Source organism: Streptomyces sp. NPDC015131 (genome assembly GCF_043079975.1).
Taxonomy (GTDB): Bacteria; Actinomycetota; Actinomycetes; order Streptomycetales; family Streptomycetaceae; genus Streptomyces.
Genome location: NZ_JBIBVB010000010.1, coordinates 15,324 through 31,425, shown reverse-complemented (window position 1 = coordinate 31,425; position 16,102 = coordinate 15,324). Strand labels below are relative to the sequence as shown.

Annotated in this window: 14 protein-coding genes, 5 tRNA genes and 1 riboswitch; of the genes, 11 read left to right on the top strand and 8 right to left on the bottom strand. The window is 74.0% G+C overall.

The window, feature by feature from the left end:
* Positions 1-35 precede the first annotated feature (35 nt).
* Positions 36-752 carry a DsbA family protein gene (locus ACF08D_RS30995; protein WP_392227496.1) on the top strand — a complete coding sequence of 239 codons (717 nt, stop codon included), beginning with the start codon at positions 36-38 and terminating at the stop codon, positions 750-752.
* Complete coding sequence (locus ACF08D_RS30990) at positions 749-1,573, top strand: cytochrome c biogenesis CcdA family protein (RefSeq protein ID WP_392227494.1); 825 nt, start codon at positions 749-751, stop codon at positions 1,571-1,573. The genes ACF08D_RS30995 and ACF08D_RS30990 overlap by 4 nt, the downstream gene beginning before the upstream one ends.
* A 198-nt stretch (positions 1,574-1,771) precedes the next feature.
* On the opposite strand, the gene ACF08D_RS30985 is transcribed toward ACF08D_RS30990, so the two are convergent.
* The 4 genes from ACF08D_RS30985 to ACF08D_RS30970 all read right to left on the bottom strand — a co-directional run bounded on the left by ACF08D_RS30985 (position 1,772) and on the right by ACF08D_RS30970 (position 3,684).
* Positions 1,772-1,845, bottom strand: a tRNA-Phe gene (locus tag ACF08D_RS30985).
* 22 nt (positions 1,846-1,867) lie between these two features.
* Positions 1,868-1,942: transfer RNA gene (locus ACF08D_RS30980), tRNA-Asp, on the bottom strand.
* 41 nt (positions 1,943-1,983) lie between these two features.
* Positions 1,984-2,056: transfer RNA gene (locus tag ACF08D_RS30975), tRNA-Glu, on the bottom strand.
* A gap of 80 nt (positions 2,057-2,136) precedes the next feature.
* The gene (locus ACF08D_RS30970; RefSeq protein ID WP_392227492.1) at positions 2,137-3,684 is read right to left on the bottom strand and encodes a metallophosphoesterase; all 1,548 of its coding nucleotides are present in this window, start codon (positions 3,682-3,684) and stop codon (positions 2,137-2,139) included.
* A gap of 59 nt (positions 3,685-3,743) precedes the next feature.
* Between ACF08D_RS30970 and ACF08D_RS30965 the strand changes: the two genes are divergently transcribed.
* The 6 genes from ACF08D_RS30965 (at position 3,744) to ACF08D_RS30940 (ending at position 8,994) form a co-directional block, all read left to right on the top strand.
* The gene (locus ACF08D_RS30965; RefSeq protein WP_064072095.1) at positions 3,744-4,094 is read left to right on the top strand and encodes a metallopeptidase family protein; all 351 of its coding nucleotides are present in this window, start codon (positions 3,744-3,746) and stop codon (positions 4,092-4,094) included.
* A 389-nt stretch (positions 4,095-4,483) separates the two neighbouring features.
* Positions 4,484-5,098 (top strand): hypothetical protein, encoded by a 615-nt coding sequence (locus tag ACF08D_RS30960; RefSeq protein WP_392227490.1) that lies wholly within the window; start codon positions 4,484-4,486, stop codon positions 5,096-5,098.
* 255 nt (positions 5,099-5,353) lie between these two features.
* Entirely contained in the window at positions 5,354-7,510 is a 2,157-nt protein-coding gene (locus ACF08D_RS30955) for a DEAD/DEAH box helicase (protein ID WP_392227488.1), read from the top strand.
* Positions 7,511-7,653: 143 nt separating this feature from the next.
* Positions 7,654-7,726, top strand: a tRNA-Lys gene (locus tag ACF08D_RS30950).
* A gap of 147 nt (positions 7,727-7,873) precedes the next feature.
* On the top strand, positions 7,874-8,323 hold the full coding sequence (locus ACF08D_RS30945; RefSeq protein WP_392227486.1) for a hypothetical protein: 450 nt from the start codon (positions 7,874-7,876) through the stop codon (positions 8,321-8,323).
* Positions 8,324-8,559: 236 nt separating this feature from the next.
* Positions 8,560-8,994 (top strand): DUF6188 family protein, encoded by a 435-nt coding sequence (locus tag ACF08D_RS30940; protein WP_392227485.1) that lies wholly within the window; start codon positions 8,560-8,562, stop codon positions 8,992-8,994.
* Positions 8,995-9,096: 102 nt separating this feature from the next.
* On the opposite strand, the gene ACF08D_RS30935 is transcribed toward ACF08D_RS30940, so the two are convergent.
* Together ACF08D_RS30935 and ACF08D_RS30930 are read right to left on the bottom strand one after the other, a co-directional pair.
* Positions 9,097-9,309 (bottom strand): DUF4287 domain-containing protein, encoded by a 213-nt coding sequence (locus tag ACF08D_RS30935; RefSeq protein ID WP_392227483.1) that lies wholly within the window; start codon positions 9,307-9,309, stop codon positions 9,097-9,099.
* Positions 9,310-9,423: 114 nt separating this feature from the next.
* The gene (locus ACF08D_RS30930; protein ID WP_392227481.1) at positions 9,424-10,485 is read right to left on the bottom strand and encodes a PucR family transcriptional regulator; all 1,062 of its coding nucleotides are present in this window, start codon (positions 10,483-10,485) and stop codon (positions 9,424-9,426) included.
* 157 nt (positions 10,486-10,642) lie between these two features.
* Here ACF08D_RS30930 and ACF08D_RS30925 point away from each other — a divergent pair.
* The 3 genes from ACF08D_RS30925 to ACF08D_RS30915 all read left to right on the top strand — a co-directional run bounded on the left by ACF08D_RS30925 (position 10,643) and on the right by ACF08D_RS30915 (position 13,587).
* Positions 10,643-10,716: transfer RNA gene (locus ACF08D_RS30925), tRNA-Met, on the top strand.
* A gap of 183 nt (positions 10,717-10,899) precedes the next feature.
* Positions 10,900-12,048, top strand: coding sequence for a PP2C family protein-serine/threonine phosphatase (locus ACF08D_RS30920; protein WP_392227480.1), 1,149 nt, complete (start codon positions 10,900-10,902; stop codon positions 12,046-12,048).
* A 265-nt stretch (positions 12,049-12,313) separates the two neighbouring features.
* Positions 12,314-12,448, top strand: a riboswitch (cyclic di-AMP (ydaO/yuaA leader).
* An 11-nt stretch (positions 12,449-12,459) separates the two neighbouring features.
* On the top strand, positions 12,460-13,587 hold the full coding sequence (locus ACF08D_RS30915; RefSeq protein ID WP_392227478.1) for a M23 family metallopeptidase: 1,128 nt from the start codon (positions 12,460-12,462) through the stop codon (positions 13,585-13,587).
* A gap of 129 nt (positions 13,588-13,716) precedes the next feature.
* Here ACF08D_RS30915 and ACF08D_RS30910 read toward each other — a convergent pair whose 3' ends face one another.
* Positions 13,717-15,042, bottom strand: a complete 1,326-nt coding sequence (locus tag ACF08D_RS30910) for a PrsW family intramembrane metalloprotease (protein ID WP_392227476.1) — start codon at positions 15,040-15,042, stop codon at positions 13,717-13,719.
* Between the two features lie 217 nt (positions 15,043-15,259).
* Complete coding sequence (gene trmB, locus ACF08D_RS30905) at positions 15,260-16,048, bottom strand: tRNA (guanosine(46)-N7)-methyltransferase TrmB (protein WP_392227474.1); 789 nt, start codon at positions 16,046-16,048, stop codon at positions 15,260-15,262.
* Positions 16,049-16,102 lie beyond the last annotated feature (54 nt).

Sequence of the window (16,102 nt, the reverse complement as noted above, 5' to 3'; positions counted from 1 at the left end):
ACCGGTCCGTTTCCCCTGCGTTCAGGAGCCCCACCATGCCCAGGTCCAAGCCGTACCTCGTCGTTGCCGGTGTCGTCGCCGCCGCCGCGCTGCTCGGCACCGTCTCGTACACCGCCACCAAGCCCTCCGAACCCTCGCGGGCGCCCGTCGCCGAGAGCGCCGCCGACCCCGCCGACCCGGGCGCCGGCGTGCACCCCGAGCTGCTGAAGTACGCCCGGCGCGACGCCAAGGACCCCCTCGCGGCCGGGCGCGCCGACGCCCCGGTCGTCCTGATCGAGTACGCCGACTTCAAGTGCGGCTACTGCGGGAAGTTCGCCCGCGAGACCGAGCCCGAGCTGATGAGGAAGTACGTCGAGGACGGCACCCTGCGCATCGAGTGGCGCAACTTCCCGATCTTCGGCGAGGAGTCGGAGCGGGCGGCGCGCGGCGCGTGGGCGGCCGGGCGGCAGGGCCGGTTCTGGGAGTTCCACCGGGCCGCCTACGCCGAGGGCGCCAAGGAGAAGGGCTTCGGCAAGGACCGGGTGCTGGCGCTGGCCCGGGAGGCGGGCGTCGCCGACCTCGACCGCTTCGCCCGCGACCTCGACGGCGACGCGGCTCGGCAGGCCGTCGCCAAGGACCAGGAGCAGGCGTACTCGCTGGGCGCCACGTCCACGCCCTCCTTCCTCGTCAACGGACGGCCCATCGCGGGCGCACAGCCCATGGAGACGTTCACGACCGCGATCGAGGCGGCGAAGCGGGAGGCCGGCCGGTGAGCGACATCGGCTACCTGGCCGCCTTCCTCGGGGGCCTGCTGGCCCTGCTGAGCCCGTGCAGCGCCCTGCTGCTGCCCGCCTTCTTCGCGTACTCCATCGACACCCGCGCCCGGCTGCTCGCCCGCACCGGGATCTTCTACGCGGGGCTCGCCACCACGCTCGTCCCGCTGGGTGCGGCGGGGTCGCTGGCGGGCCGGTTCTTCTACGGCCACCGGGACCTGCTGGTCGCGGTGGGCGGCTGGACGATCGTCGCGCTCGGGGTGGCGCAGATGCTGGGCCTGGGCTTCGCCTCGCGCCGGATCGCCGAGGCGAGCGGCCGGATCCGCCCGGTGTCGGCGCTGTCCGTGTATGCCCTGGGCCTGGTCTACGGCCTGGCCGGCTTCTGCGCGGGCCCCATCCTCGGCAGCGTCCTGACGGTCGCGGCGCTCGGCGGCAACCCCGCGTACGGGGGCCTGCTCCTCGCGGTGTACGCCCTGGGCATGGCCGTGCCACTGTTCCTGCTCGCCCTGCTGTGGGACCGCTACGACCTGGGGCGGCGCGGCTGGCTGCGGGGCCGCGCGCTGACGGTGGGCCGCCTGCGGCTGCACAGCACGTCCCTGCTGTCGGGGCTGTTCTTCGTCGCCCTGGGCGCGCTGTTCCTCGCCTTCGACGGCACGACCGCGCTGCCGGGGCTGCTCTCGGTCGACGACTCGTACGCGGTGGAGGAGTGGGCCGCCTCCCTCGGCCGGGCGGTCCCGGACTGGGCGCTGCTGCTCGGGGTGGTCGCGGTGGTCGCCATCACCCTGGGCGTCCGCGGCTGGCGCGGCCGCACCCGAGCCTGACGGCCCCGGGGGCGGGCGGCCCGGCCCCCGCCCCCGCCCGGCCGCCGGGTGCGGGGCGGCGGGTGCGGCCGGCGTACGCCTGCGGCCGTCCGGTCCTTGGCGGCCGGGCGCCCGAACGGGGAGGGGTTGGCGTAAGCGGCACGAGAACGGCCCCACCGATGATCATCGGTGGGGCCGTTTGCCCTGATGGGGCTGCGGTGGCTGGGGCCGGGGTCGAACCGGCGACCTTCCGCTTTTCAGGCGGACGCTCGTACCAACTGAGCTACCCAGCCATGTGACTCTTGCGGGTCACAGCGGTCCTGACGGGATTTGAACCCGCGGCCTCCACCTTGACAGGGTGGCGAGCACTCCAAACTGCTCCACAGGACCAAGCGATGCGCGCGAGAACCAGTCTCGCACACGGTGATGCGTGCCCCCAACGGGATTCGAACCCGTGCTACCGCCTTGAAAGGGCGGCGTCCTGGGCCACTAGACGATGAGGGCTAATTGGCCCGCCTGGGCGCTTCTCAGCGCGTCGGGGACGTGAGAAGCATATGGGATGGCGGGACCGTTCGCCAAAACGGTTACGGGGACCCGCTGGGCGTCCGGGGAGCGGACGGGCCCGGCGTCGGGGCGGACGGGGTCTCCGGCTCCGGGACGTGCCGGCTGACCTCGGCGGTCGTCAGGCCGAGGCCGCCGAGCGTGACCTCGTCCCACGCCTGGAGGCGGCGGGTGTCCCGGTCCAGGTAGAGCACCGAGGCATGGACCTTCTCCGGCTCCTCCTTCTCCAGGGCGCGCAGCCCGCCGCCGCCCGTGGAGCCCTCGATCTTCAGCCGGGTGCCCTCCGGGAGGAGCTTGTTCACCCGCCGGTGGACGTGGCCCGCCAGGACCAGCGGGACGTGGCCGTCGGTCTCCTGGGCCGCCACCGGGTTGTGCGCCACCGCGATGTCGACGGGCGTGCCCGCCCGGGCCTGGGCGTCCAGCGACGCGGCCAGCCGCGCCCCCGCCGCGCGCTCGGCGTCGTCGCCGGCCGGCACCACCGAGCGGTCCGGCGTGAACTGCGGGTCGCCCACCCCGGCCACCCGCAGGCCGCCGACGGTGACGGCGCGGCCGCCGTCGAGGACGTGGACGTTCCGCAGGCCCTCCAGGTACCGCTGGGTCACCGCCGAGTCGTGGTTGCCGCGCACCCAGACGTAGGGCGCGCCCAGGTCGCTGATCGGGTCGAGGAAGCCGTTCTCGGCGGCGGTGCCGTGATCCATGGTGTCGCCCGAGTCGATGATCACGTCGATCCGGTACTGCTCCACCAGCGAGCGGACGATCTCCCACGCGGCCGGGTTCAGGTGGATGTCGGAGACGTGCAGGACCCGCATGGTGCCCGGGTCCGGCTGGTACGTCGGGAGCGTCGAGGCGGCGTCGTACAGCTTCGTCACATTGGTGACCAGCCGGGCCAGTTCCTTCTGGTAGACGTCGAACTCACTGACGATCGAGCGGGCGTTGCCGACCACCGAGGGGGCGGAGGACAGCAGCCCGGAGAACCGCGGCTCCAGCACCGACTTGGGGTTCCAGGTGGCGTACGCGGACACGCCCGCGGCCCCCAGCAGGACGAGCGCCAGGCCGCCGGCCGCCAGGGCGCGGCGCGGGCGGCGGTAGACGGCGAGCCCCAGCGCGGTGGCGCCGGAGACCACGGCGACGCAGGAGCGCCAGGCCAGCTCGGTGGTGCCGTCCGCCACGTCCTGGGTGATCTCGTCCTGGAGGCCGGTGATCCGCTCGGGGTGCTCCACCAGCGCCTGGGCGCGGACCGGGTCGAGCTGGTCGACGTCCACGTCGAGCCGGATGGGCGCGGTGTGCGAGTCCAGCTCCAGCGCGCCCAGCGGCGAGACGTTGATCTTCGTTCCGCCGTTCAGGGAGGGGCGCAGGGTCATGCTGGTGTCCATCGGCCCCACCGGCGTACGGACGCTCCCGACGATCAGCAGCCCCAGCCACGCGCCCATCACGACCACGGCCACCATGCCCAGCGCGCGGGCATACGGGTGAGGGGTGCTGACCAGGGTGGACGTGGGGCCGGTGCGGCGGGAGGAGTAGTGGCCCGTCAGACGGGCACGGGCGGTACGGAGGGCAGCTCGGGCGGCCATGGGCGCCGTATGCCCATGCGGACGGGCCACTATGCCCGGCCATCCGTGACAATGGCCGCGTGCTGGAGATGACACGCGAGGAGTTCGAGGAACTGGTCGCCGAGGCGCTGGACCGGATCCCGCCGGAGCTGACGCGGCTGATGGACAACGTCGCGGTGTTCGTGGAGGACGAGCCCTCTCCGGACGACCCCGACCTGCTGGGGCTGTACGAGGGCACGCCGCTGACCGACCGGGGCGAGTGGTACGCGGGCGTCCTGCCCGACCGGATCACCATCTACCGGGGGCCGACGCTGCGGATGTGCGACTCGCGGGAGGACGTCGTCGCCGAGACGGAGGTGACGGTGGTGCACGAGATCGCCCACCACTTCGGCATCGACGACGAGCGGCTGCACGAGCTGGGCTACGGCTGAGGCGCGGCGCCTCCGCATCCGGTGCACGGCCGGGACACCCCCGAGCGGGGGTACGGCTGTGGCGCGGCCTCCCGAGCAGGGGTACGGCCGCGGGGCCCGGCGCGGCCGGCGTACGGCACGGGCTGGCCGGTGTGCGGCCGAGGCGTGGCGCGGCCGGCGTACGGCACGGGCTGGCCGGCGTACGGCCGAGGCACGGCCGGCGTACGGCACGGGTTCGCGGTCCGGCCGCGCGGCGGCGACGTGTCCGCAGGAGCCGGCGTACGGCTCGACCCGCGGACCGGCGGGCGGGGCCGGGCGGGTGGCGTGCGCGGGGGCGTGTCCTTGTGGCGCCTGGGGAGTTGGGCAGGGGGACCCCGTCCCGCGCCCCCGGAGGTGCCCTCGTGCGCCATATGCCCGCCCCCGTCCGATGGGCCGTCACCGCGCTGGCGGTGGCGGCCTCCGCCGGCTCCGTCAGCGGCTGCATGAGCGTCTCCGACGCGGGCGCCCGCCCCGGCCCGGCCCGGTCGGCCGACCCGGCCGAGGCCGCGGCGGACGAGCCGGACGGCGGGGCGGACGCGCCCGGCGGCCGGCACGACGTCCGGACCGGGCACGGCGTGGACGGCGCGGCGGGCCTGCCGGGCGAGCGGGCCGACGGGGCGCCGGAGCCGAGCGGCGCGCCCGGGCCGGCCAAGCGGTCCGCGGCGCCCTCGGGCAAGCCGTCGCCCGGTGCCGGGACCGGTGCGCGGCCCACGAAGCCGCCCGCCCCCTCGCCGAGCGGTGGCGAGTCCGGGGGCGCGGCGGGCGGCGGCGGGGAGTCGCCCGCCCCGGAGCCGACGCCCCCCGCGACCACGCCGCCCCCGGAGCCGACGCCGCCGTCCTCGCCGCCCGCCGAGCCGAGCCCGGACCCGTCGGACCCGCCGTCCGCGTCGCCGCCCGCCGAAACCCGCAACCACGCGCTGCGGGCGCCCGGGCGGCAGTGGGAGGGGGCGGAGCCGGCGGCCTCTCCGCAGACGCCGCCCGCCTGAGCCCGGGAGCGATAAGGGGGCGGGGAGACGGACGTCATACCCGGGCGACGTGAACCGGTTTGCGCTGAGTGGGGGAGAGTGCGTATGGTGGTAGATCGTTTGATCCCATGTTCCCCTTTGCCCGGCGCCACTACTCAGAGCGCCGCGTGTGGCGCGTACTCTCCCTTGCCGTGGCTGACCGCATCGAGGCGGTCGAATTGCGATACACGGAGTTGACGGGCGCGTGCCGAGACTCCGGAAGGTTTCGCATTTCGCATGTCCATTTTCAGTCCTGACCACGCCGTCATGCCCGAGAACGCCGAGTTCGACGAGAACACCGTCGACGGCGCCGTCGAGGCCACCGACGCCCCCGAGGCCGCCGACGTCACCGAGCAGCAGGCGGCGGAGGAGCCCCAGGTCACCTTCGGCGACCTGGGCCTGCCCGAAGGCATCGTCCGCAAGCTCGCCCAGAACGGCGTGACCACCCCCTTCCCGATCCAGGCCGCGACCATCCCGGACGCCCTGGCCGGCAAGGACATCCTCGGCCGCGGCCGTACCGGCTCCGGCAAGACCCTCTCCTTCGGCCTGCCGCTGCTGGCCACCCTGGCCGGCGGCCACACCGAGAAGAAGAAGCCCCGCGGCGTCATCCTCACCCCGACCCGTGAGCTCGCCATGCAGGTGGCGGACGCCCTCCAGCCGTACGGCGACGTCCTCGGCCTCAAGATGAAGGTCGTCTGCGGCGGTACGTCGATGGGCAACCAGATCTACGCCCTGGAGCGCGGCGTCGACATCCTCGTCGCCACCCCGGGCCGGCTGCGCGACATCATCAACCGCGGCGCCTGCTCGCTCGAGGCCGTGAAGATCGCGGTCCTCGACGAGGCCGACCAGATGGCCGACCTGGGCTTCATGCCCGAGGTCACCGAGCTGCTGGACCAGGTGCCCGTGGGCGGCCAGCGCCTCCTGTTCTCCGCCACGCTGGAGAACGAGATCGACAGCCTCGTCAAGCGCTACCTGGTCAACCCGGTCACGCACGAGGTCGACCCGTCCGCCGGTGCCGTCACGACGATGACCCACCACGTCCTGGTCGTGAAGCCCAAGGACAAGGCGCCGGTCACCGCCGCGATCGCCGCCCGCAAGGGCCGCACCATCATCTTCGTCCGCACCCAGCTCGGTGCCGACCGGATCGCCGAGCAGCTGCAGGACACCGGCGTGAAGGCCGACGCCCTGCACGGCGGCATGACGCAGGGCGCCCGCACCCGCGTCCTGGAGGACTTCAAGAAGGGCTACGTCAACGCGCTCGTCGCCACCGACGTCGCCGCCCGCGGCATCCACGTCGACGGCATCGACCTCGTCCTGAACGTGGACCCGGCCGGCGACCATAAGGACTACCTGCACCGTTCCGGCCGTACGGCCCGTGCGGGCAAGTCCGGCGTGGTCGTGTCGCTGGCCCTGCCGCACCAGCGCCGCCAGATCTTCCGCCTGATGGAGGACGCGGGCGTCGACGCCACGCGCCACATCGTGGGCGGGGCCGGGGCGTTCGACCCGGAGGTCGCCGAGATCACCGGCGCCCGGTCGCTGACCGAGGTGCAGGCCGACTCCGCGAACAACGCCGCCAAGCAGGCCGAGCGCGAGGTCGCCGACCTCACGCAGCAGCTGGAGCGCCTCCAGCGCCGTGCCGTCGAGCTGCGCGAGGAGGCCGACCGCCTGGTCGCCCGTGCCGCCCGCGAGCGGGGCGACGACCCGCAGGCCGCGGTCGCCGAGGTGACCGAGGCCGCCGAGGCCGAGGTGCAGGCCGCGGTCGCGTCCGTGCCGGCCCAGCAGGTGCGGGAGGAGCGCCCGTCCTCGTACGAGCGCCGCGAGCGCCGTGACGAGCGGGGCAACTACGAGCGCCGCGACCGCCGCGACGACCGGGGTGACCGGGGCGGGTACGAGCGCCGTGACCGCGACGACCGTCCGTCCGGCGGGTTCCGCCGCGACGACCGCCGTGACGACCGCCGGGACAACGACCGTGGCGGGTTCCGTCGCGACAACGACCGTCCGTCCGGTGGCTTCCGTCGCGACAACGACCGTCCCTCCGGCGGGTTCCGTCGCGACAACGACCGTCCGTCCGGTGGCTTCCGCCGCGACAACGACCGTCCCTCGGGCGGCTTCCGCCGGGACAACGACCGTCCGTCCGGTGGCTTCCGCCGCGACGACCGTCCGTCCGGTGGGTTCCGCCGTGACGACCGCCGCGACGACCGCCACACCGGCGGCCACCGCGGCAGCGACCGCCCGTACAACCGCGACCGCCGTGACGACCGCCCCTCGGGCGGCGGCTTCCGCTCCGGCGGCCACGAGCGCCCGTACGGCCGCCGTGACGACCACCGAGGCGGCTCCGGCTCCTCCTCCTTCGGCCGCCGCGACGACAAGCCGCGCTGGAAGCGCAACGGCTGACCCGCACCACCGGGCGCACACCGCCGAGCAGGGCCCGTATCTCGCACCGAGGTACGGGCCCTGCCCCGTTGAGCGCCTCCGGTGATCCGATACCCGATCGGATGCCGGGCGCCTTGGGGCTATGCTCTGGGGTAACTCCGCGAGGGCCGTTAGCTCAATTGGCAGAGCAGCGGACTTTTAATCCGTTGGTTGTGGGTTCGAGTCCCACACGGCCTACCGGGTCGGGAGCCCACCAGGGCATCCGACCGGCAAGCTGAGCCCCGGCCGCTTCACGGCCGGGGCAGGCAGCCCCTCGTACCGCCGCGTTGTGCACGGCGCAGTCGGCGGACCGACAACAGTCCCATTCGGTGAAGCTGGGGGACCGTGGCCGCTGAACGGAACACCCGTACCAACTTCGCCTTCTCACCTCCAAAGGACGCGCCCGGGTCCTGGCGGGCGGACCTCGGCTCCCTGGAGCGGGCGCTGAGCCAGGCGTTTCCGGGCCTGACCGTGGAGCACCGCACCTCGGCCCTTCACCAGATGACCGTCCTGGACTTCGAGGTCGAGGTGACGCCGGGCGTCTGGATCGACGGGACCGCCGCGCTGCCGCACGCCGAGTACGCCTTCATCACCCTGACCGATGTGACGGCGGGTGAAGCGGCTGTCTTCGCACGCTGGCTCCGGGACTCCTTCGTGCCCGCCACGCATCTGGTCCGCTTCGCCGGCAGCCTCGCCATGGCGAACGGTGAACAGGAGCCGTGGCCGCTGCCGTCCCAGGGGGACGAGGAGGAGATCGAGGCGGAGCTGCGCAGGCACCTCGATGCTGCTCCGTAGCCACAGGACGCGGCCGCACAGAAACGCCCCGTCCGGTCTTTGCCCGGGTTCCAGCGGTCATCGCAACGCCCGACCAACGCAACGAAGAAGAGAACCGCTCAGCCCGCGCTCATGCCGCCGAGGCCCGCGCCGAGTCGCGCCGGCCCCGTCCGGAGACCGGGCCGGCCCCGTCCCGAGACCCGGCCGGCCGAGCGCCTGTCTACACTGCTCGAGGCCCAAGAGAGCCGGTCGTCGGTGTGCCGTCGGCACACGGCACAACCGCGACAGGGGGAGCGGTGAAAGTACCGGCGGAGCTGGTCGGCACTCGTGTCACGCGCACGGCCTTCGACCACCAGGTCCGGATCAGCTTCACCGATGACGCCCCGGACGGCCGCATCCGCGTCGACGGCGAGCTCGTCATCGAGACGCCGTTCACCCTCACAGACACCTCGGGCCGGCAGACCCTCCTGACGCCGGCCACCGGACCGTCCTTGGCGCCGCTGCTCGGCCTGTTTGCCAAGTCCGTCACCGAAGCCGAGGTCACCGGGCAAGGCACCCTGTCTCTCGGCTTCGATGACGGCACTCGGCTCAGCGTCGAACCGGACCCCGACCACGAGTCGTGGCACCTCACCGGCTCGGGAATCGACCCCGTCCTGGTCGGCCCGGGCGGCGAGACCGACTGGCAACACTGATCACCGCCGCAGCCGACACCGTTGCGGCACTCAACCCGTGTCGCGACGACCGCTGGAATCCGCCTTGTGCCGGGCGGGGCGCTTCGGTGTTCCGGGGGGCGGTCAGGGCGTGCTGTCCTCCGCGAGGGTGTACGCGACCAGGGCGTTGGCGTGGCCGTGGCCGAGGGCGTGCTCGGACTTGAGCCAGGCGACCAGCTCCATGTGCTTGGTCAGCGGGGAGGAGCGGATCAGCTCCTGCCAGTCCGCGATCGGGCGGCCGTACTTCTTCTCGATGGAGGGGAAGTAGCTCGCGGGTCCCTTGGCCGTGGTCGTCATCAGTGCCCCGTTTCTGGTCCGGTCCGGCTGGTGAGGTGATGCTGCACTGTCGACCGGCCGACCGGGGCGGAATCATCGCCGCCCCTCTGTGTGCCGCGTCACACCGGCCGTGCTCTAGAGCTCCTGGTCCGGCCAGTCGAGGAGGCGGGCGCCGATGACGGCCGTCTGGAGGGTGTAGCGGTCCACGGGGTCGCCCGGGTCGGCGCCCGTCAGGCGGTGGATGCGGTCCAGGCGGTACGTCATGGCCCGGACGCTCAGCGACAGCCGGCGGGCGGCCTCGGCGGAGACGCAGCCGGTGTCGAAGTACGCCGTGAGCGTGTCGATCAGCGGGCGGGCACCGCCCCGGGCGCCCTGGAGCGGGCCGAGCACCGAGCGGACCAGGTCGGCCATCGCCTGCCGGTCGCGGGTGAGGACCGGGTACACCAGCAGGTCGGCGGCGCGCAGCACCGGGCCCTCCAGCTGCATCCGGGCCGCCAGGTCGAGGGCGTTGAGCGCCTCCTCGTACGAGTGGACGACGCCGCCGACCCCCGGGTGGGAGCGCCCGATGGCGACCCGGCCGCCGTCCGTCGCCGCGTACGCCTGCTTGGCGAAGAAGGACAGCACGTCCGTCTCGTCGGCGGGCGCGATGCAGATCAGCCGCCCGTTCTTGGTGGTCAGCAGGGTGCGCCGGTCGCCGAAACGGGCGCCCAGCGACGCCTCGACGCCGCGTGTGACGGCGTAGCCGTCCTCGTACGGCTCCGGGCCCTCGGCGACGGCGACCGCGTGCGCGTGCGACAGCAGCAGGCCGAAGCGGGCCGCCCGCTCGGCCAGCCGGCCGGCGTCGGTGCGGCCGTGCAGCAGGTCGTCGATGAACTCCCGGCGGGCCGCCTCCTGCTGCCGGATCGCCAGCCGCTGCGCCCGCTCATGGCCCTCGGCGAAGGCGTCCACCGCCTGCTCCACCGCCACGAGCAGGTGGTCCGCCTCCCGGCCGCGCAGCCGCGCCGACACCTCCTGGGCGGCACAGAGGTGGGCGCGTACGAGGGCCCGCAGCCCGAGCCCCGCCTCCGCCGCCCGCTCGCCCTGCGCCCGCAGCGCCTCCAGCTCGTCCCGGCTCAGCCGTCTGCCGGTGGCGCAGGCGGCGGCGATGATCCCGTCGTACCCGCTCAGGTACGCCTCGGGCGTGTCCGTCCCAGCCATCCGTCCCTCCCCGTCCGCCGCGCCCGCGACGCCCTCTTGACGCGACGTTGACGCGGTCGTCCAGGGTGGCACGCCCGCCCTCCGGCCCGCTCCGGGGGCCCGGGCGGGCAATGGATTGGGGATCGTGCGCCGGATGGCGTAGGGTGGTGTTCACCGACGCGGGGTGGAGCAGCTCGGTAGCTCGCTGGGCTCATAACCCAGAGGTCGCAGGTTCAAATCCTGTCCCCGCTACTGAAGACGAAGGCCCGGTGCATTGCGCACCGGGCCTTCGTCGTGCTCGCGCGTCCCGGGAGGGGCGCGGGGCCTCGTCGCTCGGACGGCGGAGGGTGGGGCGCCGTGCGGCGCGGCTCCGCTCCGGTGGGGTGGCGCGCGGTACCGTCCGCAGCCGTGGGCGGACCGGGCAGGAGGCCAGTGGTGGGGCAGCGAGCGCGGGACGGCGACGACGGCGGGGAGCGGGCGTGGGCCCGGGGGTTCGTGAGCGCACTGCCCGCGCTGCTGATCGCGGGCGGGGTGGTGTACGACCTGACGACCCCGGCGCGGTTCACCGCCGTACCGCTGTTCGTCGCGGCCCCGCTGGTCGCCGCGCCGCTGTTCACCGCCCGCGCCACGCTGCTGGCCGGGCTGTTCGCGGTGCTGGCCATGTGGGGGCTGCACCTGGGCAAGGCGTACCAGGACGACACGCAGAACCTCACCGAGATCCTCACGGTGCTCGTGGTGGCCGGGCTGGCGCTGCTGATCAACCGGGTCGTGCGGCGCAGCGGGGAGCGGCTCGCGTCGGCGCGGGTGATCGCCGAGACGGCGCAGCGGGCCGTGCTGCCGACGCCCGCCGAGCGGATCGGCGGGCTGCAGGTGGCGGCGCGGTACGAGGCGGCGCAGGCGGACGCGTTCATCGGGGGCGACCTGTTCGCGGTGCAGGACACGCCGTTCGGGGTGCGGCTGGTGGTGGGGGACGTACGGGGCAAGGGCATGGGCGCGGTCGAGGCCGTGGCGGTGGTGATCGGGGCGTTCCGGGAGGCGGCCGAGCAGGAGAGCTCGCTGGAGGGCGTGGCGCAGCGGCTGGAGCGGGCGCTGGCGCGGGAGGGGACGCGGCGGGACGGCCTGGACGCCTTCGAGGGGTTCACCACGGCGGTGCTGGCGGAGATCCCCCGGGGCCAGGACGTGGTGCGGGTGCTCGACCGGGGGCACCCCGTACCGCTGATGCTGTACGCGGACGGGAGCGTCGAGCCGCTGGAGCAGGCGGTGCCGGCGCTGCCCCTGGGCATGGCGGACCTGGCAACGTGGCCGGACCGGGCGTTCGAGGCGCCGTACCCGGCGGGCGCGACGCTCCTCCTCTACACGGACGGGCTGTCGGAGGCGCGTGACGCGCGGGGGGTCTTCTACGACCCGGTGGCCCGGCTGACGGGGCGGCTGTTCCCCGGGCCGGACGCGGTGCTGGACGCCCTGGTGGGCGATGTGCGGCGGCACACCGGCGGCGGGGCGACCGACGACATGGCGCTGCTGGCGGTCGCCCGGCCGGCGCAGGGCCAGCCGGAGCGGCGGCGCACGATCCCGGTCGTGCCCTGAAGGGCGCGTGGTGTTTTCCGCCGTCCGTACGGTGCGTAGTCGGCGGGCGCCCCTGCGCATAACATATGACGAACCGTCAGAACAACTGTGGCGGATGCATGTTTCTGATGCGCGATCAACTCGCCCGGATGTGCCCCGCTGTGGGCGGGTACGTCCCCCGGTTTCGTGGTTAATGATCAGTAGGAACGGCTTGGAATCCGGAGCCTGCGTCTATTAACGTTCGATAACGCAGCGCGGTCGTCCCAGCCGTCGCCAGAGACGGCACCGTGCGCGTGCGCCGAATTCCGCAAGGGAACCGGGGAACCACCACCATGGGGTGAATCGGGCCGAACAGGGCCCGTAGGAGACCTTCCTGCTCCGAACCCGTCAGCTAACCCGGTAGGCGAGAAGGAAGGAAAGGAGTACGCCTCCGTGGCGTCCAACAGCCCTGCCCCCGCAGCTCCCCTCGGTTCCACCGGATCCTTCAGCACGTCGGGTGCCCCGGACGCCGCACCCGTAAACGGGCAGTGGGAGGAGTGGAACCCCACCGAGGAGTCCGTCCGCCCCGTCCGGGGCCGGCACCGGGTGGCCAAGCAGCGCGGCGGACTCGCCCGCAGCTCCACCGTCCTCGGCGTGGGCGTCATCGCGGCGGTCGGCGCGGGCGGCATGGCCACCGCGCAGGACAAGCCGGCGGTCTCCATATCCCTGCCGGACATCGTCACCGACAACCTCCCCGACGCCGAGGCCCTGCCCGGCATCGGCTCCCTGATCTCCGACGACACCGACTCCGGTGACGGCGACGGGGACGGAGGCGCGGCCGACGGGACCGACGGCGGACCGCTCACCGCGGCCAACCTCACCGCCGGCGGCGACCGGGACACCGCCGCGCAGCAGAGCAGCAGCGCCGCCGACGCCGGCGAGGCCCTGCGCGCCCGCATCCTCCAGCAGGCCGAGCAGCAGCAGGCCACCGCCGACGCCGAGGCGAAGGCCGCCGCCGAGACCGCCGCCGCCGAACAGGCCGCCGCCCAGGCCAAGGCCCAGCAGTCCGCCGCCCAGAAGCAGGCCGCCGACGAGAAGGCGAAGGCGGAAGCCGCCGCCAAGGCCGAGGCCGCCGCCAAGGCGAAGGCCGCCGAGGAGGAGCGGCTCGCGAAGCTCGCCGGCAGCTGGTCGCTCCCGACCTCCTCGTACACCATCACCTCCACCTACGGCCAGGCCGGCAACATGTGGTCCTCCGGCTACCACACCGGCCTCGACCTCGCCGCCCCCACGGGCACCCCCGCCAAGGCCGTCCACGGTGGCACCGTCAAGTCGGCCGGCTGGTCCGGCTCCTACGGCTACCGCATCGTGCTGGAGCTGGAGGACGGCACCGAGGTCTGGTACTGCCACCTGTCGTCCATGACGGTCGGCGCCGGTCAGACGGTCGGCACCGGCGAGACCATCGGCCGGGTCGGCGCCACCGGCAATGTCACCGGGCCGCACCTGCACCTGGAGGTGCACACCCCGGGCGGCGACGGCATCGACCCGCTCGCCTGGCTGCGCGGCAAGGGCCTCTCCGTCTGATCCCCCGCCCCGTCGCGGGCACCTCGCACATTTCCCACTCCTGGCCCCTGCGCCCACCCGCGCCCCGACCCCGGCAGCCCTGGCGGCACACCCCCCGACGCCAGGGCTGCCGGTATGGCCCGGCCCGCCCTAGAAGCGGTACGGGTTGTAGCCGCCGTAGTCCAGGTGCGGAGGCGGCGTCCGGACCCGGCCGGTCGCCCGCGCCGCGTACGTCAGCGCCGGCCCCGCGACCTCCTTGCGCTGCCACAGGTGGTGCAGCAACTCCTGCTCGCGCGCCATGAAGTCGTGGCCCACCGTCCCCCGGCGCGCCCGGTGGCGCAGGAACGCCAGCGATGTCGCGAACGCCTCGTACTCGCCGACCGCGCGAGCCGCCGCCGGGCCGAAGCAGCGCGCCGCGTACCCCCGGGCCAGCGCCCGCGCCCGCATCGAGGAGAGCGCCGGCGGCTCGGCGGGCGTCAGCCAGCCCGCCGACGCGTACGCCGGGAGCTCGCCCGCTATCGTGCGCAACTCGCGCTGGCGGGACCATATCGCCAGCCACGTCAGCAGCCCGAGCGCCGGCAGCATGAACGCCCCATACACCGCGTAGAAGCCCCACGGCCCGAGCGCCGCCGACCCGTTCCACAACGCGTGCATGCCCATGGCCAGGGCGAGCCCCAGCACCGGCAGCGCCACCCGGCGTACGCGCCGGCCGCGCGCGGCCGCCGCCGCGATGCCGAAGCCCACGCCGGTGAGCACGGTGAACAGCGGGTGCGCGAACGGGGACATCACGATCCGGACGAAGAACGTCGCCGCCGTGACGGACGCGAAACCCGACGTCCCGAACTCCTGGTCCTCCCCGAAGGCGTTGCCCAGATACAGGATGTTCTCGGTGAAGGCGAAGCCGGTCGCCGTGAACCCGGCGATCACCACCCCGTCGACGATCCCGGTGAACTCCCGTCTGCGGAACACGAACACCAGCAGCACGGCGGCGGCCTTGGCGCTCTCCTCCACCACGGGCGCGATGACGGTGGCGCCGAGCGTGTCCGCGGACGCCGGGTCGGCCGTGGCCGTGGCTATCCAGCGGGTCGCGAAGGTGTTGGCGACGATGGCGACCAGCGCGGCGGCGCACGCGCCCCACGCGAACGAGAAGAGCAGGTTCCGCCAGGGGCCCGGCTCCACCCGGTCCAGCCAGCGGAACGCCGCCATCAGCAGCGGAACGGGCAGCAGCGCGAGGCCCAGCCCGACGAGGAAGCCCTCCGTGCCGGTCTGCTCCCGCACCAGCGCGAGGATCACCAGCCCGCACAGCGCGAGCACGAGGACGACCGCGGACGCCCGCACCGCCCGGCTGCGCCAGAAGCGGTGGCGGGGCCGGTAGTGCCAGCGGGCACGCTCCGGCACGGCGTCGAACGACGGCTGCGGTTCATACGCCGGGACGGCCGGGAACGGCGACTGGTACTGCGTAGACGAGTGGGACACGCGATCGACCCTAACGACCGGCACTGACAGTGCGCGACGGCATTGCTACAGCTGCGGCACCCGGAGCGCAGGACCGCTGGTGCCCGGCGCGCGAGCCGGCGCGGACGACGGCTGGTGCCCGGCGCGCGAGCCGGCGCGGACGACGGCTGGTGCCGGGCGCACACCCGGCGCGGACGACGGCTGGTGCCCGGCGCGCGAGCCGGCTGGTGCCCGCCGCTCAGACCCGCCGGAACAGCAGGTCGTGCACCACATGACCCTTGTCCAGGCCCTGCCCCTCGAAACGGGTCAGCGGCCGGAACGCGGGGCGCGGCGCGAAACCGCCACCGGGCGCGGTGTTGGCGAAGTCCGGGCGCGCGTCCAGGACCTCCAGCATCTGCTCGGCGTACGGCTCCCAGTCGGTGGCGCAGTGCAGCACCGCCCCGGGCTTCATCCGGGTGGCCACCAGGTTCAGGAACTCCGGCTGGATCAGCCGGCGCTTGTGGTGCCGCTTCTTGGGCCAGGGGTCGGGGAAGTACACGCGTACGCCGTCGAGGGCGGCGGGCTCCAGCATCTCCCGCAGCAGGATGATCGCGTCGCCGTTGGCCACCCGCACGTTCTCCAGGCCGGCCTTCTCCGCGAGCGCGAGGAGGTTGCCCTGGCCGGGGGTGTGCACGTCCACCGCGAGGATGCCCGTCGACGGGTCGTCGGCCGCCATCTGCGCGGTGGCCTCGCCCATCCCGAACCCGATCTCCAGCACGACCGGAAGGCCGCCGAACATCTCGTCCAGGTCGAGGGTCCGCTGCCCGTCGATGTCCAGGCCCCAGGTGCCCCACAGCCGCCGCAGCGCCTCGCCCTGCCCGGGCGTGACGCGACTGCGCCGGGGCTGGAAGCTGCGGATCCGCCGCTCGAAGTGCGAGCCGGCGGGGTCGGGCGCGGGGCCCTCGGGGAAGCGGGGCTCGCCCTTGGGACGGGGCTGGGCGGCGGTCTCCGGAGCGGTTTCCGGGGCGGATTCACGGGAGTCAGACACAATGCCCCGATTCTACGGGCCCCCCGGCGGAGGGCCGCTCCGGCCAGGGCCGGG

Coding starts and splice junctions, on each gene's coding strand:
- ACF08D_RS30935 (WP_392227483.1), bottom strand. CDS start 9,309: ATGACGACCACGGCCAAGGGACCCGCGAGCTACTTCCCCTCCATCGAG.
- ACF08D_RS30930 (WP_392227481.1), bottom strand. CDS start 10,485: ATGGCTGGGACGGACACGCCCGAGGCGTACCTGAGCGGGTACGACGGG.
- ACF08D_RS30970 (WP_392227492.1), bottom strand. CDS start 3,684: ATGGCCGCCCGAGCTGCCCTCCGTACCGCCCGTGCCCGTCTGACGGGC.
- ACF08D_RS30955 (WP_392227488.1), top strand. CDS start 5,354: ATGTCCATTTTCAGTCCTGACCACGCCGTCATGCCCGAGAACGCCGAG.
- ACF08D_RS30960 (WP_392227490.1), top strand. CDS start 4,484: ATGCCCGCCCCCGTCCGATGGGCCGTCACCGCGCTGGCGGTGGCGGCC.
- ACF08D_RS30995 (WP_392227496.1), top strand. CDS start 36: ATGCCCAGGTCCAAGCCGTACCTCGTCGTTGCCGGTGTCGTCGCCGCC.